This is a genomic window from Priestia sp. USM5, assembly GCF_058323215.1.
Genome location: NZ_JBSGKN010000001.1, coordinates 3,056,338 through 3,076,392 on the forward strand (window position 1 = coordinate 3,056,338; position 20,055 = coordinate 3,076,392).

Below are 20,055 nucleotides of genomic sequence, written 5' to 3' on the forward strand. Positions count from 1 at the left end.
TTTATATGTATGGTTAAAAGTGTTAGGTGTATTTCTTCTTTTTTACCCCATTCTATAAGAGAGATATTTCACCGCAAATATCTTGTGAAAGTATCCTATCCTTGAGGTGATTATGATGAATGATAAAAATCATGTAGATCAGCATTCAGAACTATTCCGCCACAACTGGACGAGACCGAAGCGTTCAAAGTCCCAAGTAAATGGACATACAGAGATGTCTCAAACGAACATCATCTTGCGAAGTAATGCAAAAGCTCATCGTTGGTAAGGATACACTTCAACAAAAAAAAGACGCGAACGCGTCTTTTTTTGTTATTGGCCGTCTGCCCCGCTTTGAGTTATCTTGCGAATATGACCATCTTCATAATTATTTTCTCGTAGCGCTTTTGCTTTGTCATCTACTACTTGTTTTTGATCTACTTGTGAAGAAGGAGTCTGCTTGTTTTTTGGCATGATCATAACCACCTTTTATTTTGTAATTGTACAACGTGCATAGTGTCCCTCATAAAGATTAAATATATGTTAACTAGCGGCTTCTTCTTCTTTCCACTTATGGCGCAGTTTTAAAATAACAAGGCTTATAACAATTAAAAAGCCTAAGCTTGCAAAGAAACCTGGTCTGCTTGCAGATTCTAACAGCGTACCGCTTACTGCTAGCAGGATTAATAAGAGGCCAACAGCTTGTTTTACTTTATCCCAAACGGTTTGTTTAATTAAGCGATGAAACGAAATTAAAATAAAAAACCAGTTATAAATCAGCATCAGTCCAGCTGCTGTTGTAATGTACTCATAAATTTTCCCGGGCAATAGCAAGGAAAGGACAATAGAAATAACTAATCCCGCTGTTGTTAAAAGTAAAGCCGGTAAAGGAAACTGCAGCTTTTTCTGTTTTTGTTTTGAAAACAATGCAGGAGCATCTCCATCTTCTGAAAGAGTGACAATCATTGTTGTTACGGAAAAAAAAGACGCTGACATCGTTGAGAAACCCGCAATAATCATTGCTCCATTAAAAACATGAGGAAAAAATGGAAGATGATATGTTTCTAAAGCCTTTATAAATGGACTTTGATTTCCATGAAAATCATGAAATGGCACAATTAAAATAGCTAAACTCAGTGAAACAATATAAATAATTCCAAGAAGAATAAGCATACTTCTTCCCGCTTTCGGTGCGTCTTCTTTTTTTTCTAAACGAACCGTCATGATTCCCATGACTTCGATGCCGCCGAAAGCATAAAAGGCATAAAGCAAAGCGCCCCATAAACCTAAAAATCCATGAGGAAATACTTCACTTATCGTTCGCGGCACTCCTTGTTTTGCACCTTCGTCAAGAAATCCAAATAAAGCGAGACTAGCTAATACAATAAACATTAAAATAGCAGCCACTTTTGTGACAGCAAATACATTTTCCATTCGTTCAAAGCCTTTTGTCCCAATTAATACAACACTAATGCCTAAAACAGCATAAATAGAGGCAAAGACCCACAGTGGAATATCTTCAAACCAAAAACGTGTAAAAAGAGATAAAGCCGTGAGCTGACTCCCCATGATCAGCATCTCTGAACTCCAGTACACCCATCCGCTGCTAAATCCTGCCCATCTTCCATAAGCTTTTTTAGCATAGGAGCGAAACGAACCTTTTTGAGGATCTTGAGCACTCATTTTAGCAAGCGCCTCAAATACAATAAATGTGCATACTCCTGCTAGTAAAAAAGCAATTAAAACAGAGGGTCCGGCTGCTTTTATGGCAATACTTGATCCTAAAAAATAGCCTGTGCCGATTATGCATCCTACTCCGATTAAAGACAGCTGCCACCATTTTAATTTCCCTTCAACTTGACTTCCGCAGCCTATTTTCTTTTTCACTCTATCACTCCTCACACTTCGATGTAGTGTGTGATAGTTTGAAAAATTTATGCGTAAAAAGAAGCATCTTTTCTATTATTTTTCAACGTACTGAAAACACTTTAGATTCAGCACTTCTTTTAGCCTAATTGCTGTGCGGCTTGCCAGCCGAAATATAGGCCAAACCCTATTAAAGATAACCCCGATACAACGGACACGGCAGTTAAAAACGTCGCAGCTAAGTATCGTCGAAACGTGCTTGCTAAAGCTGCCATCGCAATATCCCAGGCCAGAATTCCCGTAAAAATAGCGCAGCTATATAAGATAAGCTGTTCAGTTTCATATGTATTAGCCGCTTTTGCTAAAACAGAGCCATAAATACCAAGCCAAAAGAGAATTGTAAGCGGATTCGTTAATGACAGCAAAAAACCTGAGAAAAAACACTTTAACACAGAATCACCGTTTGTTTTTCTATGCTGTGTAATCCTCCCTGCACCCATTAGCCCCTCAACACCTGTATAAATTAATACAAAGCACCCAAACGAAAAAAGAAACGTTTTCATAAAATCGCTACTTAAAAAATGAACGGATCCAAAATAAACTACAAGCATATAAAGAGCGTCAACCGATGTTGCTCCTATACCTAAGAACCAAGCATGCAAAAAACCACTTTTAATTCCTTTATCAAGCTGAGCTGCATTGATTGGACCGATTGGCGCAGCTAATGATAGCCCTAATAATACATAGCTGAAAAAAGCCCCCACATAAATCCACCCTCTATCACTTCTAAGATTTTATAAATTGAACTATGATAAATCTATGCAACCTGCTTAGCTTGTACTACGTAATTTTTATTTTATTTCTAAATCCTTTTGTATAGCTACGAAGAACCAGCGCATGTTAACTGTAAATACTATACAGAAGGGTGAGAAGCATGAATTCATACACTCATATTAAAGAAGCATTACAATTAGCTGAACAGGCTGTTTATCAAGGGCAGATGAATTTGGATGCAGCCAATTTTCAAAAAGCTCAAATGCAGTTGAATATGGTTCAGCAGCAAATTAATGAACAAAAAGAAGCGGCGTCTGGTGATAAAGAATTAAATCGAATGGAAGAACACTTAAGACATTTACGCGAAGCACAGCAAGCTATTCAGCAAAATTTTTAATAAGAGTAATAAACATAACTGTTTTCTCACTTCCAGATAAACAAATCTGAAAAAGCTCTAAGAACACACTGCGTTCTTAGAGCTTTTAATCCTTTATCCTAAAAAAAAGAAAGGAGAAAAACTCCCTTCTTTTTTTACATTAATTATACTTTTGCCGGAACTTTAACGCCCATGATCGCTTTTGGCTCTAGATATTCTTCAATACCAAATGCTCCCCACTCGCGTCCAATACCAGATTGTTTGAATCCGCCGAATGGCGCAGCTCTGTCTTGCTCGGCATCGTTAACGATGATTTGACCAGCTCTAATGTTTTTAGCAACATAGTCAAGTGTTTCTTGGTCTTTTCCGACCGCATAGCCTGCAAGTCCATAAACTGTATCATTTGCAATTTCAAGAGCTTGCTCTAGATCATCATACGTAATAATAGTTGTTACAGGTCCGAAGATTTCTTCTTGTGCAATAACCATATCATTTGAAACGTCAGTAAAGACTGTCGGTTTAACAAAGTATCCTGTCTCTAAGCCGTCCGGTTTGCCCGTTCCGCCAGTAAGAAGCTTTGCACCTTCATCCATTCCTTTTTTAATATAATCCTGTACGCGATCCCACTGTTTTTCCGCTACGAGCGGTCCAGTTACGTTGTCTTTATCTAACGGATCACCAACTGGGAATGATGGTAGAACTTTCTTCACTGCTTCTTCAAATTTTTCTTTCATAGAGGCAGGAATGATAATGCGCGTTGCTGCCGTACATACTTGTCCTGTATTCATTGCAATGTGTGAAACTGCTATTTTAGCCGCTTCTTCTACATCCGCATCCTCTAATACAACTAGCGGTGATTTCCCGCCTAGCTCAAGGGCTACTTTTTTGATTGTTTTAGCAGCGTTTTGCATAATTTTCTCGCCTACAGCACCTGATCCTGTAAATGATACAAAATCAATGTCCGGGTGAGAACTAATACCGTCACCGATTGTGCTTCCCGTTCCGTTTACAAGGTTAAAGGCACCTTTTGGTACACCAGCTTCATCAATGATTTCTGCTAATATCATCGCTGCATACGGTGTAAGTTCTGATGGTTTTAATACCATTGGACTTCCTGCTGCGATAGCTCCTGCAATTTTAGTAGACGTTTGATTTGTTGGGAAGTTCCATGGTGTAATAAGTCCGCTTACTCCAATAGACTCTTTTACGACCTTGTAGCTTCCATGATCTTTTTCAAATGTGTAATCTTCAAGCGCATTAGCTGCTTCTTTAAAGTGGCTAAGTCCCATTTCATAGTGCACTTCTTCTGAAATTTTTAAAGGAGCGCCAAGCTCTTCAGTCATAACTTCAATAAGCTCCTGTTTGCGCTTTTCATATCCTTTTGCAATATTGCGAAGCATTTTAATTCGCTCTTCTTTTGTTGTTCTTGAAAATGTGGGAAGGGCTGCTTTAGCTGCTGCCACGGCTTTATCTAGATCTTCTTTTGTACCTAAGCTAATTTTACCAATTGATTTTTCAGTAGCAGGATTGATCACATCTGACGTTTCGCTTCCTGTTGATTCAACCCATTCTCCGTTAATAAAGTGTTTTAAATTTGTACGCATTGATTTGATCTCTCCTTTTAGTTTGTTAATTATTGAACTATGTCATCTAGTTTTTATCTACCCGCCTGTCTGCTTCTCAAACACCACTGGTATTATTTTTTGTTTCTTCCACAGCCTTATCCCTTTTCCAATCGGCTTTTTGCAGCTGAAATTTTTTTCCTCTGCAGCTTTTTAGTTCTTTATAACAAACAGAGATTGAGTCATAACGAAATCAATCCCATCTAAAGATAAACAAATGGGATAAAGGACTTAGTATGGGTTATTTGTTATTCCGCTGTTGATTTCCCTGCAAGCCTTTTCTTTCTGCGTGCGGTCGATTAGCCTCCTCATCGCTTACGCTTCTGCTTGGTCTCACTAAATGAAACTCATATTCACCATAACCACAAAAAAATCCGAACGAGTTTGATTCTCCATCAAGAATCTCGATTACTCGTTCGGATCTTCCTTCAACTAAAACACTTTTGTTCCAGCTTCTTTTTATTAACGTACTTCTTGTAAACGATGTACTGCTCTGCTTTCAATTAACGGTTCTGTCTGCTGTCTGTATTGTTGATAGTGAGGTGTTTCAATGTGAGCTTCAACATCTTCTTTGCTTTTCCATTTCTCATAAAAAACAAATGTGCCTGCTTTGTCTGTATCCTGGTGGAGAATGTATTGAATACATCCTTTTTCTTCTCTTGATGGTTCAATAACTTTTACTAACTCTGATCGAAGCTCTTCTTCTTTTCCTGGCTTGGCTTGTAAAATGGCGTTAATAATAACTTCTGACATCGTTTTTCCTCATTTCTTTTAAAAAATAGTCTCCATAAAAAGCTTCCCTCTTTTTGTATTCATTACACTGACCATCATATTTTTTGTATGATGATGGATCTCTCTAGTCCAAAACAGCAAAACATACACATTATCTACGGCGGTCTTTGTTGATGCTGTTAATAAAAAAGCCTGTAGTCCTACAGGCTTTTTTACATCTTAGTTTAATAATTGTTTCACGACTGCTTTTGCTACACTGATTGTTGACTGAGGATTTTGACCTGTTATTAGGTTGCCATCTGCTTGTACATTATCGGTCCAGTTTGGAGCAGTTACTACATTTGCACCAAGTTCACGCAGGCGTGTTTCCAAAAGAAACGGCATGAAGCGGTCTAATGTTGTTTCACGTTCTTCATCATCTGTAAACGCAGCGACATCTTTTCCTTCCACCAACGGCTTTTCATCTGATAATGTAACACCTACTAAGCCTGCGGGTCCATGGCATACAGCGGCTACTACTTTGTCTCCTTCGTATAGTTCACGAATTAAAGCATGAAGCGTTTGATTATCTGGCAGATCAAACATTGTGCCATGACCGCCTGGTAAGAAAACAGCATCAAATTTAGCACTGTCTGTAATTGTATCAAGTTTTAGGGTATTCTCTAGATGCTTAGCTGTATTTAAGATTTCTTGAGAAGTCTCTCCTTCAAGGCTGCGAGCATCCACCGGCGCTTTTCCTCCTAGAGGACTTGCTACAGTAATCGTAAATCCAGCTTTTTCAAACTCTACGTACGCTTCACCAAATTCTGAAAGCCAAAGGCCTGTTGGATGATTTTCTTTCATTTTGTCAGCCGTTGTTACGACCATTAATATATGTTTAGACATAGTAACGTCCTCCTGTAAATAAAGATAGTATTTTCTGTTTCCGCCTTACACATCATATTGTAAGAGAGGAATTACTATAATACAAATTAGAAAATATCTGCTTATCCATAAATATTTTTATAGATACTGTGGACGTCTTTGTTAATAAAGCATCTGTGAAAGAAACAATCATCTAACACCTGAACTTATTTTTTATACACTCAAAAAAAACCGCCCTTTTGAGTAAGCGCGGTTTTTTCCAGAAAAGCATAGAATCTATTTTTTATGTTAAAGAGCAGATTGAGCGTTCATTTGTTTCACGTGTTTTTCTCCCGTTTTTTTAAGACTCACCATAAAAATAAACGAAATACAGTACAGCCCCGCCAAGTACGTCATAGCTACCGTCATATCATAGCTTTGCAAAAGATAGCCGACAAGAATGGGTGACAACCCTCCGAGCGCTCTCCCGAAGTTAAAAATAGTGTTCGTTGCAGTACTGCGAACTTCTACCGAATAGTGACTGCTGATCAAGGCTCCGTATCCTGCGAACATTCCGTTTGAGAAAAATCCGACAACAGCTCCTCCTATAAGCAGCCCTGCACTTCCTTCGGCATACGAGTATAAAAATACCGCACACGCTGAAGCGAGAAGAAAAATTCCAAAAGTACGCTTCGAACCAAAACGATCCATAAATTGACCAAATGTTAGCATGCCTATAATCATTCCAACGGCTGTACTGATTGTCCAAAGAGCTGAACTTGAAACAGAGAGTCCTTGTGATTGCTGAAGCATAGACGGAAGCCATATCATGAGTCCGTTATAGCCTGCAATTTGAACGGTAGCCATCACTGCCAGAGAAATAGTCGTCATCGCCGTCTTAGGCGTAGCAAATAGTTGACGTAGCTTGCCATTATTTTTAACAACGGCTGTTTTCTCTTTTTGAGCTTTTAACCACTCAGGAGATTCGTTTAAATTTTTTCGTACGATAAAAGCAAAAATGACGGGGATAATTCCGACAAAAAACAGCGCTCTCCATCCGAAAATCGGCAGGATCAGAGAACTTAAAAGCGCCGCAAGAATAACTCCAAATTGTGCGCCAATACTAACATAAGATGAAGCTCTTCCTTGCTTATGTTTCGGCCACGCTTCTGCAACAAGAGCCATACCGATTCCGTACTCTCCTCCAGCCCCAATTCCGGCAATAAATCGTGAAGCATACACTTGTTCAACATTTGCTGCAAAACCTGTTAATGCCGTTCCGACCGCAAATAGAAGAACCGTGTAGGTAAAAACCCGCACTCTTCCAAATTTATCTGCTAAAATTCCGAAGATGACTCCGCCTATCAGCATTCCTATATTCGTAATAGAAGAAATAAGTCCACCCGTTGCTAAATCAATGTGAAATTCAGCGATAATCATTGACATAGCAAACGAGATAAACATAATGTCCATCCCTTCTAACGTCAAACCTGCTACTGATGCTACAACTGTCTTGTTACGATAATTCATGTTGTTCCACCCTCCACTGTATTCGTTCTGTATCAACGCTCTTTCTTTTTTGAAGGAATGGATAAAATAACATATGTCCATTCTCTTTTGAAGCCTCTCTGGACTTCGTTTAAAAGAGGTACGTAACGCATAAAAGCCCTTTTGTCGCAGAGGGCAAAAGGGCACAGATAGGCATAGAAGCAGTAAATAAGTGATCCGTCCTTTTCGGCCTCTCTGGACCGTCTTAAAGGCAATTATTATATTAATCATTATGTTAACACGCCGCACAAAAGCTTTCAATAAGAAAAATATCTTTTTTAAAGCAGCTATGTGCATCTCTCACTTTTTACGTTCATACTATTTTGTCCATTATTTTTAAATATGGTTAAAACCAAAACCTAACGTATCATGTTCAAAGCCTTTTTTCGGTGCACCTATCGTTCCATACACACAAACGCTAATCCATTCGTCGCTTGATCCTGAGAACTCAATTTTTCCGCGCACAATTGAAAATGTGAGTCCTACCGTCCGTAAAATATCACCTAGCTGCAGCGTTCCTCGACTAACTCCTTGAATAGCTTCAAGTATAGCATGATAAAGAGCGTGGACTTCCCGGTACGACTGGGCATTAATAATATTGTTTGTCTTGGCGCTCGTTTCAATTGCGGCCACAACTTTAGACAGCTCCATCGCTCCGACTTTTCCAACTGTATAGCTATATCCTCTCTCATTGATTTCCTTTTCAATACCTTCAGCTAGTTCCGTATTATGTAAAAGAACGAGTAAAGATGTTAATCTTCCCATTGAAAAGTCATTAACTTGTTGAAATTTATTGCTCAACTGTCATTCCCTCCCTTCTATCCCCTTATTATTTTAACAGACGGTACCTAAAAGGGTGCTGATTATTCAGCGAACGAGCGCTCACTTAAAGGGTCAGAGAATCTATGTGTACTGTCCACCACTGTTACGAAGTAGAACTTGCAACAAGTAACTCACCTTTTAGTAAGCGCTTACTTTATTGTCAAGGAAGAAATCATTTTTCTCTACTTACGTTAAGACAAGCTGTGATTCAACTTTTAACTTTCCCAGCATCTCTCTCGTCATTTTTTCTAGGTTATATTCTGCTTTAAATCCCCACTCTTCTTTCGCACAGCTGGAATCTATATGGTTGGGCCAGCTTTCAGCAATTGCTTGTCGAACAGGATCTACTTGGTAGTTCAGCACAAATTCCGGAATTGTTTTTCTGATTTCAGCTGCCATTTGTTCTGGATCAAAGCTCATGGCAGAAACGTTAAATGAATTTCGATGCTTCAGCTTAGAACCGTCTGCTTCCATTAGTTGGATGACAGCGTTTAGTGCGTCAGGCATATACATCATATCCATATAGGTTCCTTTGTCGATATAAGACGTATAGCGCTTATGTTTAACGGCTTCATAATAAATTTCAACAGCGTAGTCCGTTGTCCCTCCACCTGGAGGCGTTACGTATGAAATTAAGCCTGGAAAACGTAGCCCTCGTGTATCTACTCCAAATTTATGGTGATAGTAATCGCAAAGTAATTCACCCGCTACTTTATTAACACCATACATCGTGGTAGGACGTTGAATTGTATCCTGCGGCGTCCAGTCTTTTGGAGTCGTTGGACCAAATGCACCAATTGAACTTGGAGTAAAAAATTGGCACTTCAGCTCACGAGCTACTTCGAGCGCGTTTACTAATCCGCCCATATTTAGATTCCAAGCTAGAAGCGGCTTTTGCTCGGCTGTCGCTGATAACAGCGCAGCCAAGTGAATAACCGTATCGACTTTATGCTTTTCGGCGATCGTAAATAACGCAGTCTGATCCGTTACGTCTAAAATCTCGAATGGACCTGAAGTCACAACATCGCTCGTCGTCTTGCGAATATCAGTGGCAATAATATTTTCTGAACCATATATCTCTCTCATTTTCATTGTTAATTCAGAACCGATTTGTCCTAGAGACCCCGTTATTAATATTTTTTTCATCTCAATATCCTCCTCATGTACTGCTTAGATTCAACGTTTAGATTAATTTCATTTCCTTGCCTACTTTTTTGTAGATACGAAGTGCTTCATCTAACATTTCTTTTGTATGAGCAGCCGTTGGCATATTGCGAACGCGTCCTGTTCCTCTTGGAACGGTAGGGAAAACAATTGATTTAGCGTATACCCCTTCTTCTATTAATCTCTCACTAAAAATCTGCGTTTGATTTTCATCTCCTATAATGCACGGAGTAATAGGTGTTTCACTTTCGCCGGTATCAAAGCCCAGCTCTTTTAATCCTTGCTTTAAATAACGGCTGTTTTCCCACATTTGATCCTGCAGCTCTGTACTTGTGCTTAGAATTTCAATCGCTTTAATACAAGCAGCAGCCGTGCCTGGTGTAATAGCAGTCGAGAATAAAAACGGGCGGCTTCGTACTTTCAACCAGTCAATTAAGTCTTTTTTTCCAGCTACGTATCCGCCTACAGCTCCAATCGCTTTTGACAATGTTCCAATTTGGAAGTCTACTTTTTCAGATAAGCCAAAATGTTTGACTGTCCCCATACCGTTACCTAATACGCCCGATCCGTGAGCATCATCTACGTATGTGATTAAATCAAATTCCTGTGCGATTTCTACAATTTCCGGAAGCTTAGCAATGTCTCCATCCATTGAGAATACACCGTCGGTAATTACCATTATTTTATTATAGGCACCGGACTTTTGTGCTTCGCCTGCTTTTGCACGGAGATCTTCCATATCCGAATGTTTGTAAGGAATAATTTTTGCTTTTGATAGCCGACACCCGTCAATAATTGAAGCGTGATTCAGCTCATCTGATAAAATCGCGTCATGTTTATCCATAACTGCAGAGATGGCTGCCATATTGCAGTTAAAGCCAGATTGGTAAGCTATAGCTGCTTCCGTATGCTTAAACTCGGCAAGCTTTTCCTCTAGCTTAATATGAATATCTAGAGTTCCATTAATCGTTCGGACAGCTCCAGCTCCCACCCCGTATTTTTCAGTGGCTTCGTTGGACGCGTTAATAAGCCTTTCGTCTGTAGCAAGCCCCAAATAGTTGTTGGATGATAAATTAATTAATTGTTTTCCATCAATTTGAATCACAGGTCCATTTGGTCCCTCTACTGGATTAATGACGTTGTATAGCCCTTTATCTTTTAAATCTTCTAAATTATTATTCAAGAATTCTTTTAAACGTCTGCTTGTCATCTTCCATACCCCCTCATTGTTGTTCAACACGTCTTATAAACTTCTCTTTTCCCCATTAAAAGATTAATCTAAGCACTTGTAGTATATGAATTAAAAATCAAGTGTATTCCTGAGGAAGACAAATGTTTCTTTTGTAAGCGCTTAAAATCCAATACTTATAGAATTTATAATAATCAACAACCAAGTAAATGTCCATACTAAAAAAACAAAAAATAAGAAATTTTCGGCAATAATAAAAATCCTTCCTTCTGTTAACGATTTTTCCCGAACGTTATTAAACAATATCTTTTTTCTTTTCTCTCTTTGATAATTCTTTTAAAAAAGAGACTAATGCATAACTAATTCAACAGCTAAAAGCACCTACATTCACCTACCAATAAAAAAATCCGAACGAGTTTGGTCCTTACTCAAACTCGTTCGGATTGTCCTTCAATTAAACTACTTTTGTAACAGTCTCTTCCGTTACTTTTGCACAGATATGTTCTTTATTTTTTTATGGCCGTTTTTTACTAATAAGCATGAGACAGCAAAGCTTAGTAAAGCAGCTAAAAACGTTCCACTGTAAATAATGTGAACACCTGATGCAAGAATTTCATGCAGCTTTGACAGTTCTTCTGCCGGTACCCCGCCTGTCTCAAGCGAAGCATTCAAATTTTCTTGCCCTAATTTCTTTGCCTGTGAAAGCGTCACTAAGTTAAAGATTGTACCAAACACTGCGGAACCTAGTGTTTGACTAAATGTATTTGTAAACGTATTAAGAGCCACCGCTACTCCTCTTTTGCTGGCTGGGACTGCTGATTGAATAACTAACATAAAGATAGGCGTAATAATCCCCATTCCTAACCCAAGAACCCCAACGGCTACATAAATTAAAAATACGGGTGAGTGCGTGGAGACTAAAAACAGCATAAAACATGCCGTACTTACGATTGCCGTTCCTAGCGTAAGGATGGAGTGCGTTTTAAGACGCCCTACTAAATTCCCTGAAAGCAGTGAACCAATTGTCCAGCATACTGGCATGGGCATTAACACAAAACCGGCAGCGGTTGCACTTTTTCCCATCACTCCTTGGCTCCAAATTGGAAGGTAAACCGTAATACTAATAACTACTGACCCGACAAGAAGTGTTAATAAGTTTATAACAGATACACTTCGAATAGAAAACAGCTCAAGCGGAATAAGAGGTTCCGGCGATTTCTTTTCGATATAAATAAAGCCCATGAATGTCAGAACAGCTAGAACAAATAATCCTATAATGACCGGATCTCCCCAGTTTTGATGCTGACTTCCGGTTAACAGCGCGTATAAAAATGCAATGGTTCCAACTGAAAACGTCACCGCTCCAATGTAATCGATATAGCGTTTTTCTTTTACCACTTCTTCTTTATAGTTTACTAGAAGAACAATAAAAGCCATTAGTCCAAACGGTATATTTAAAAAGAAAATATAGCGCCAAGACAGCGTATCGACTAAAAATCCCCCAAGAAGAGGACCCAGAACTCCAGCAACTCCCCAAACTGCGCTAATCCAACCTTGGGCTTTGGCTCTTTCTTTTGCTTCTTCATACAAGTCGCCAATAATAATCATTGTAAGGGGCATAACGACCCCGGCGCCTAGCCCTTGGATTGCTCTGTAGACAATTAATTGTTGCATCGAAAAGCTAAGCCCGCAAAGTATAGATCCGATTAAGAAAATAATAATTCCAACAAGCATAACTTTTTTGCGGCCGAATAAATCCGCTAACTTTCCGTATATAGGTGTAGATACAGCGGTTGTCAGCATATAAATGGCATATACCCAGCTAACTAGCTCAATACCCGACAAATCACTTGTAATTCTTGGAACAGCCGTACTGACAATGGTTCCTTCCATTGCAGCTAAAACAGTGACAAGCAGCAGCGCTGTCATGATTCGTTTCCTCATCTCTTTCTCTCCTTGCAACTGCGGGCATACCATCGTTTTTTTTACAGAAGATAAAAGCGGTTTCAATATACTTATACCCTTTTAGCCTTTATATGTATGTGATGCTCCGCATATAGTTACTGCCATATGCAGCCAAATAATTATTTTACTATAAAATTTTTCAAAGCGATAGAGAATTTCAAAAATATGACTTTCCTCTCATTTATAAAAACATGCGTACATGATGTTTTATTTCTTTTTCAAACCACAAAAAGCATCCCGTAACAGGTGTTACGGGATGCTTTTTACGTATTTTGTATGATTAACTTAGTCGGGGATCTTTTAATAAACGTTCCATTTCTTCCATATGATTTGTTTCATCTGCAATCATATCCTCAAGTTTGACAACAAGCTCTGTTAATCCTAACTCTTCTGCTTGTTTTTTACGCTCTTCGTAGCGCTGGATCGTTTCTTTTTCAGCTCTGCTTGCTTCTTTAAGCATTTCCGTCACGTTTGAGACGTGCTTCACCTCAGCTGGCTTTGTTGTTGGCTCACCGCCAAGGTTTTTGATTTTTTCTGATAAATAAAGGGCATGCCCTTGCTCGTCAGGAATTTCTCCTTCAAAGAAAGGTTTTAAAATTTGATATTCTAGGCCGGTTACTGTAGACGCATAGTAAGTGTACTGAATAACCGCCGAATATTCACCCGCTAAATCGGTATTAAGTCCCTCTATTAGTTGTCTCATTTTCTCTTCCATTTGAATAAACACCCTTTCATTTACTGTTAGTAGGCATATACCCTTTTTAACGAGTCCTAAACCATAATAAGGTGATATTCTGCTCCCTTTTTTAAAAATAGGGAATTTACTGACTGGAACGAAAATGTTTGATTTCTATGTTCTTAAAGAAAGACGTTCCTCCTTGGGAAAAAAGTGTAATTCCTTGGTCGTTGTGACGAGGAAACACCTCGCTAGAATGTACGGTTTTTCCATCATCAATAAAGACTTCAATACTTGTTTTATCTACCAATATCTTCAAATGAACATTTTTCTTGCCTGCATCAAAGTAATCGCGGCTTTCCACATATTTTTTGCTTTGATCAGGCTGATTACTATAGCTTCTATTCACATATGAGACGTTATCTTTTGCAAAAATCCCGACATCAATGTGCCGCTTTTGATCTGCGGACTCTCGAAGTCGTAAGCCTACATTTTCTGCATCTGACCATGAAATATCTGTATCAAGCTGATAAGCTTCACCTTTTATCTTTAACTTTTTCTCTCCGTTTACTTCTACTTGCTTGAGAGAATTTGTTGAATCAGTTAGCTGATTTAATTCTTCGACAGGCTTTGATAACAGGCTGTACTGATCGTCGTCTTGTTTTGAAAGCGTAATTTCACGGGTTACTGAATCGAATCCGTTAAACCCATCTTTCATCGTTGGTGTCTTATCTGGATAATCCCAGTTGTTCATCCATGCAAAAGCGTAGCGTTTTTCTAAAGAATCCTCATTTTTACCGTCTTTAAACGTGACTGCTCCGTACCAATCAAAACCATGATCTAGCCATTGCGGCTCATCCATATCGGGAGTGAATGTTGTTCCATCGTAATTTCCTGTCCAATAAGCATAGGTGTTTGGCTTTCCGCTTTCTTTTCCATTTGCACTTGTCCCGAGAACCCACTTAACTGTCCCGTCATCCGCCTTCATTTGAAAAAGATCTGGACATTCTGTAATGCCAATATCTTTAGTAACAAATCCTCCCGTATACGTCCAATCCTTTAGATTAGAAGATTCATAAAATCCGATTTTTTCACCTTCTGACATGACGAGAACCCACTTATCATGTTCATTATCCCATATGACTTTGGGATCTCGAAAATCTTTGGTGCCTGGATTAGGCATGATAGGATTTTTGCTATATGATTTAAAGGTTTTTCCTCTATCGGTGCTATACCATAAATACTGTTCTTGCTTTTGTCCATCAGCAGAAGGCTGGGTCATAATCGCTACAATTGCGCCTTTACCAAAACCTGCTGTATTCTCTTTATCTTCTACAACGGATCCGGACCATATATCGCCATTTTTATTTGTATACTTTGGAATAGCTACTCCTTTATCTTTCCAATGAACCAAATCTTTAGACGTTGCATGTCGCCATTCCGTCCCGTTCCCTTTAGGGTAATCATGATTGTATAAGTAATAGTAATGATACTCTCCGTCAAAATAAATGGGCTTTTGAGGATCATTTTTCCATTTATCAGGCGTGCTAAAATGATACACCGGGCGATAAGTGGATTCACTTTTATTTCCTTTTTCTTTTCCTCGATCTTTTGTATCCTCTTTTTTGGATACGCCTGCTATAATGAGTCCGGCTATTACAACTAAAAGAACGGCAAGCGTTATCCATTTATAAGCACCTTTTTTCTTCAAACAAACCCCGCCTTTCTCTTTTTTGTCTACATCGAATAAAACAAAAGAAAATGGTGATTACAATCACCATTTTCTTTTGTTGCTATTGCAAAGGGCTTAGTCTTCATCCACTGTTAACTGACCTTGTTCAAGAACGCTATCTTTTACAACAGATGTTTTTGAACCGTCAATATTTACTAAGAAGCTTGGTGCAAATGTAGAGTGGTTGTCTTCATAAAAGCCTCTGTTTGTCATGTAGCTTGTAATAACAACATTATTACCTTTTGTTTGCGGTACGGCAAAGTGAGAATACGTAAATGTTTTATCATTAGGATCTAAATCCATATGAAGAACTAATCCCGTATCATTTAAAGGCTTATATTTTCCTGTTAACGTATTTGAAACATAGCCTAGCATATACACATCATCTTGTCCGATTCCATCAATCGTCATTTTAGATCCGCGAGAATCAGTGAACAAGTACCATTTTCCATCTTTTTTGAAAATGTTTGCACGTTCAATTTCGTCTGTAACTGTATTTGATGTGATAAGCGGCTTCATTACTTTTTTGAGCGTATAGTCATCATTTAACTCAATAATGCCCAAAGCCCCGTTTGCTAAAGAAGCTTTTTCTTTATTAGATCCTTCAAGAAGCTTTTTCTTTTCAGATTGGAAGAAAGGATTGTTTCCTCCGTAGTATGCTCTGTTATATAGAGAGTCTTCGCCTTGATAGCCATCTTCTGTTCCAGTGTTAGCTTCGAAAACAAGGTACTTATGTCCATTGTCTTCTATGTAATGAGGATCTCTTAGCGTATGGTTATCCCCTGTGTCATAACCGCCTTCATCAATAAACTGCTGAACCGTTTGATAAATCTTTCCGTCACCATCAAAGATTGACTTGTAATCTTCTACTCCGTCAACTTTTAACGTATTATCGTTTGGCTGAGACATGTTCACTTGAGCTGTCGTTAACGTTTGTTTTCCGTATTGTTTACCTGAATAATCCGTGTAGAATAAACGAACTTTACCATCTTTCGTTAATGTGGCAGAACCAGACCATTCTTGTGTTTGATTTTTAAGGTGCGGGTCATTCGGAACGAATTTATCGCTGTCTTTAAACACTCTTCCAGCGTTTTTCCAGCTGTCAATCGATTTGTCTCCAGCTTTTTTATAGAAAAGATAAACAGACGTGTCATTCGAATCTTTTGGATCACCTGCTAGGGCAAACACAATTTGATATCCATGATAAGTCGCCACTGTTCCGTCAGCATTTTGTAATGGCCAGCTGTCCCATACATCTAAGTCAATTGTATTTCCCGATGCATCTTTTCCCTTAGCAGAAGCAATGTTTTTAATAGTTGATTCGTCAAAAGCAGGAACTTTAAACTGATCACTGTTTTGCTGCTGTGGAATTTTCACCATATTATCGCGAGTAATATGCGAAATTCCGTAGCTGTTATTAAAGTCTTTGCTGTCGTTTCCTTTAGCAAATGTTTGGTATCCCCCGCCTACTAGTAGGGCTGCAGCCAATGTAGCAGCAGTTGTATGCTTAGCAACTCGTTTCATTTTCATATGTTTTCTCCTTTTGGGTTAGTAAAGAATATAAATTTATTAATTCAATTAGCTATTAAAAATCCGAAAACAGAACCGGTTCCGTTCAACCAAAAGATTACTTGGATAAATGACGAAAGTCAAACGTGCCAAATGTAGCTATTTCTCATTTTCATCTTTTTCATTGAGCTGTAACTAGGACCAAAGTTTACGTGCAAGAGACTTTTTATGTAACCGTTTTTCAAAAAAGGGTACGACTTTTTTTACATTCCAAACTACGTTTTCCAGCCGTTGCGTTTTATACTCTTTACACGATTAAATACTCTATCTTTCTAGCATTGAAAGCGCTATTCCTTTTTTTATGCTTTCCAATCATTTTGTTTTCATCAATATCTTGAAAAATCAGTACTCTTTTTTATTATTCGGACATGAAAACGTTCTATTCTTTTTCCTTTCTGGAGATTAGGATGATGCTAATAAAGGTCTAAAGTATGTTTTTCGAAAAAAATATTCCTTCTTTTTACCTACTTATTTTTATCTTTTTTAATGCATCATACGCCATCCCTTCTTATAAAAGAGGGAGCGTATGATGCATCTTTTTAATATTAAGAGTCTAAGCCAGTTGCTTTTCCTTCACGGCTGGAATCAGCTGCTCCAAATAAACGACCGTTTTCTTTATCAATTTGAATACCTTGAACATTTCCAATTGGGAATGGTTCATCTCCAAAATTAAACCCCATGGCTTCTAGCTCTCCTTTGGCATTCATATCCACTCCGGCTTCCCAACCGATAAGTGATCCTGTACTATTAAAAATTCTTGGTTCTTCAATCGCTTCTTTTATATCCATTCCATAGTCTAAGACATTAATAAGCGTTTGAAACACAGACCCTACAATCGTTGGTCCGCCTGGAGACCCTAAAGTGAGTACAGGTTTACTGTCTTTAAAAACGATGGTTGGGCTTTTACAGCTAACCGGACGCTTTCCTGCATCCGCTTGATTTAACCCTCCAGGAATAGCATCAAAATCAGTAAGCTCGTTGTTGAGTAAAAATCCATGGTCTTTAACCATAATTCCTGTACCAAAAGGATGTTCCACAGTTGATGTACAAGCGACAATATTGCCCCAGCGGTCAACTACCGTGAAGTGAGTTGTTTCACTAAGCTCACGTTCAGGTTCATAAGGCTGACGCACAACGTTCACTTTTTGGCCTTTCTCATAATCCCACGGGTTGCCAAAATCAACTTTCTCATTTTTATGCTTCCAATTAATTAATTTTTGACGTTCCTTTATATATTCGTCATTTAAAAGCCCTTTTAATGGAATGTCACTGTAGGCTGGATCTCCAGAGAATGCAATTTTATCTGAAAATGCAATGCGCATAGCTTCTGCAAACAAATAATACTTTTCCCACGATTTCACGTCGTACTGAGACACATCGAAGTTCTCTAATAGCTTTAAAATTTGCAGCACCGTAGCTCCTCCTGCACTAGGCATGTTGGAAGAAGCAATTCGGTATCCTTTATAATCTCCCCACACGGGTTCATCAATCTTAATCTGGTATTCTTTCAAATCTGACAGTTCCATAAAACCGCCGTACTCTTTTATCGTTGAAATAATGGCTTCTGCAATTTCACCTTCATAAAAAGCCTCGATACCTTTTTCTTGAAGAATGCGGAATGTTTTAGCAAGATCTTTTTTATTAATCATATCTCCTTCTTGCATAGGCTTGCCGTTTGGAGAATATAGCTGCTTAGCATGTTCTCCTAGTCGATAGGCATATGTTTTTAAAATATCTCCAAGCACCCAGTTTGTTTCCACACCCGCTTCTGCTGCTTTGGCAGCCGGTTCAATTAGTTCAGCAAGGGGTTTTGTTCCATACTCTTTACGAGCTGCTTCCATCGCCTTTAAAATCCCTGGAATTCCAATTGCCGTTGCATGAGTAGAACGCTTTCTAAACGGAATAACTTCTTTATTTTCATCAAGAAACATTTCAGGATAAGCTGCTTTAGGAGCCTGAGAATGCCCGTCAAAAATTTTAGTTGTTTTGCTTTCATTGTGGTATACCATAAAAAAGCCGCTGCCTCCAATACCGGTCATCATCGGTTCTCCAACGTTGAGCCCAAACTGAACGGCAATTGCTGCATCAATTGCATTACCTCCAGCTCTTAGTACCTGTTCTCCGGCGTCGGTTGCAATTGGATGGGCACTGGCTACCATTCCTGTTTTTCCAACGGCTGTTTCTCTTCTATATGAACTCTTTCCTGAACGAGATAAACTTTTGCCATTAATCATCTTTTACGACCTCCTAGTTACTTACTTTATCTGGGATATTGGTAAAATACCCTATTGCTTTTGGGATAAAACTGTTTAAATTTGTATTGATTACTGTACCTAGACCGATATCCCTAGCGTATTTTAAGCCCTTTGAAATCTATAAAACAGAAAAAGCGCCAACCCGTTTTATTTAAAGAACAGGGTTGGCGCTTTTTGCGTTTTCTAACGTTTATACACTTTTACACTTGTACCGAAGCTACTTCATTATTTACATTCAGCAGGTTATAAAGCTCTTGAAGCCTTCCAATTTCATAGGTAGAATTCCAATTTGTATCATTCTTTTTTTCCTGAGGATTAAACCAGCACGTATCAATACCGGCTAGCTGCCCGCCTTGAATGTCTGCACTCAAAGAATCTCCAACAATCAATGTTTCATGTACGGACAGCTCTTTTATACGTGAAAAAACATAATCAAAATATTCCTTCATAGGTTTTTGAAAACCTGTATCTTCTGAAACAAATACTTCTTTAAAATAAGGATATAGACCTGAGTCCTGAAGGCGCTTATATTGAGTAGCCGATACGCCATTTGTAACAACATATAATTCATAGTGACAGCTCAGTTTTTTAATTACCTCAATTGCTCCGTCAATTAGCTGATGGCCATTGTTCAAATACGTTCGGTACTCTGCTTCAAGCAGCTTTCCGTCTTTCTCTATTCCATATTCTTTACATAGAGTAGAAAAGCGAGTATTTACAACTTGCTCACGACTTATTTTATTTTCTTCAAAAGCTGTCCATAACCCCTGGTTTATCAAACTATAACGTTTTTTGCTTTCATCAGTCAGCGGAATACCGTGGTTAGCAAAAAGAAGCTGTAAAGCCTGCTCTTCGGCTGCGTTAAAATCTAAAAGCGTATTATCAATGTCAAATAGAAGCGTTCTGTATGTTTTCATTCTTCTCTCTCCCCTTCAACTAATCT

General features: G+C 38.6%; 18 protein-coding genes. 2 read left to right on the forward strand and 16 right to left on the reverse strand.

Features of this window, described 5'->3' with window-relative positions:
• Nucleotides 1-115 precede the first annotated feature (115 nt).
• Nucleotides 116-268 (forward strand): YpzG family protein, encoded by a 153-nt coding sequence (locus ACWATA_RS16445; protein ID WP_014460817.1) that lies wholly within the window; start codon nt 116-118, stop codon nt 266-268.
• A gap of 44 nt (nt 269-312) precedes the next feature.
• On the opposite strand, the gene ACWATA_RS16450 is transcribed toward ACWATA_RS16445, so the two are convergent.
• From ACWATA_RS16450 to ACWATA_RS16460, 3 genes are all read right to left on the reverse strand, one after another.
• Nucleotides 313-453, reverse strand: a complete 141-nt coding sequence (locus tag ACWATA_RS16450; protein WP_013082476.1) for a hypothetical protein — start codon at nt 451-453, stop codon at nt 313-315.
• Between the two features lie 69 nt (nt 454-522).
• Nucleotides 523-1,866, reverse strand: a complete 1,344-nt coding sequence (locus ACWATA_RS16455) for an amino acid permease (RefSeq protein ID WP_028413943.1) — start codon at nt 1,864-1,866, stop codon at nt 523-525.
• A 119-nt stretch (nt 1,867-1,985) separates the two neighbouring features.
• Complete coding sequence (locus ACWATA_RS16460) at nt 1,986-2,609, reverse strand: LysE family transporter (RefSeq protein WP_155008593.1); 624 nt, start codon at nt 2,607-2,609, stop codon at nt 1,986-1,988.
• A 170-nt stretch (nt 2,610-2,779) separates the two neighbouring features.
• Between ACWATA_RS16460 and ACWATA_RS16465 the strand changes: the two genes are divergently transcribed.
• Nucleotides 2,780-3,016, forward strand: a complete 237-nt coding sequence (locus ACWATA_RS16465) for a hypothetical protein (RefSeq protein ID WP_033578506.1) — start codon at nt 2,780-2,782, stop codon at nt 3,014-3,016.
• Between the two features lie 143 nt (nt 3,017-3,159).
• Here the strand turns inward: ACWATA_RS16465 and ACWATA_RS16470 are convergent, their stop codons facing one another.
• From ACWATA_RS16470 to ACWATA_RS16530, 13 genes are all read right to left on the reverse strand, one after another.
• Nucleotides 3,160-4,599, reverse strand: coding sequence for an aldehyde dehydrogenase family protein (locus tag ACWATA_RS16470; RefSeq protein WP_049163757.1), 1,440 nt, complete (start codon nt 4,597-4,599; stop codon nt 3,160-3,162).
• Nucleotides 4,600-5,079: 480 nt separating this feature from the next.
• On the reverse strand, nt 5,080-5,370 hold the full coding sequence (locus ACWATA_RS16475) for a putative quinol monooxygenase (protein WP_098627159.1): 291 nt from the start codon (nt 5,368-5,370) through the stop codon (nt 5,080-5,082).
• A 198-nt stretch (nt 5,371-5,568) separates the two neighbouring features.
• A complete protein-coding gene (locus ACWATA_RS16480; protein ID WP_028413948.1) occupies nt 5,569-6,234 on the reverse strand; it encodes a type 1 glutamine amidotransferase domain-containing protein in 666 nt (221 codons plus the stop codon).
• 267 nt (nt 6,235-6,501) lie between these two features.
• On the reverse strand, nt 6,502-7,722 hold the full coding sequence (locus ACWATA_RS16485; RefSeq protein WP_325076366.1) for an MFS transporter: 1,221 nt from the start codon (nt 7,720-7,722) through the stop codon (nt 6,502-6,504).
• Between the two features lie 354 nt (nt 7,723-8,076).
• On the reverse strand, nt 8,077-8,541 hold the full coding sequence (gene hutP, locus ACWATA_RS16490; RefSeq protein WP_028413950.1) for a histidine utilization transcription antiterminator HutP: 465 nt from the start codon (nt 8,539-8,541) through the stop codon (nt 8,077-8,079).
• 207 nt (nt 8,542-8,748) lie between these two features.
• Nucleotides 8,749-9,708 carry an L-threonine 3-dehydrogenase gene (locus ACWATA_RS16495; protein ID WP_325076367.1) on the reverse strand — a complete coding sequence of 320 codons (960 nt, stop codon included), beginning with the start codon at nt 9,706-9,708 and terminating at the stop codon, nt 8,749-8,751.
• A 37-nt stretch (nt 9,709-9,745) separates the two neighbouring features.
• On the reverse strand, nt 9,746-10,936 hold the full coding sequence (locus ACWATA_RS16500; RefSeq protein ID WP_028413952.1) for a glycine C-acetyltransferase: 1,191 nt from the start codon (nt 10,934-10,936) through the stop codon (nt 9,746-9,748).
• Nucleotides 10,937-11,398: 462 nt separating this feature from the next.
• Nucleotides 11,399-12,859, reverse strand: a complete 1,461-nt coding sequence (locus ACWATA_RS16505; RefSeq protein WP_473049979.1) for an MDR family MFS transporter — start codon at nt 12,857-12,859, stop codon at nt 11,399-11,401.
• Between the two features lie 301 nt (nt 12,860-13,160).
• The gene (locus ACWATA_RS16510) at nt 13,161-13,595 is read right to left on the reverse strand and encodes a ferritin-like domain-containing protein (RefSeq protein WP_016763580.1); all 435 of its coding nucleotides are present in this window, start codon (nt 13,593-13,595) and stop codon (nt 13,161-13,163) included.
• 106 nt (nt 13,596-13,701) lie between these two features.
• Nucleotides 13,702-15,267 (reverse strand): glycoside hydrolase family 32 protein, encoded by a 1,566-nt coding sequence (locus ACWATA_RS16515; RefSeq protein WP_165635723.1) that lies wholly within the window; start codon nt 15,265-15,267, stop codon nt 13,702-13,704.
• A gap of 96 nt (nt 15,268-15,363) precedes the next feature.
• On the reverse strand, nt 15,364-16,818 hold the full coding sequence (locus tag ACWATA_RS16520; protein WP_028413955.1) for a glycoside hydrolase family 68 protein: 1,455 nt from the start codon (nt 16,816-16,818) through the stop codon (nt 15,364-15,366).
• Between the two features lie 584 nt (nt 16,819-17,402).
• The gene (gene ggt, locus ACWATA_RS16525) at nt 17,403-19,091 is read right to left on the reverse strand and encodes a gamma-glutamyltransferase (RefSeq protein ID WP_473049981.1); all 1,689 of its coding nucleotides are present in this window, start codon (nt 19,089-19,091) and stop codon (nt 17,403-17,405) included.
• Between the two features lie 221 nt (nt 19,092-19,312).
• A complete protein-coding gene (locus tag ACWATA_RS16530; RefSeq protein WP_165635721.1) occupies nt 19,313-20,029 on the reverse strand; it encodes a YjjG family noncanonical pyrimidine nucleotidase in 717 nt (238 codons plus the stop codon).
• Nucleotides 20,030-20,055 lie beyond the last annotated feature (26 nt).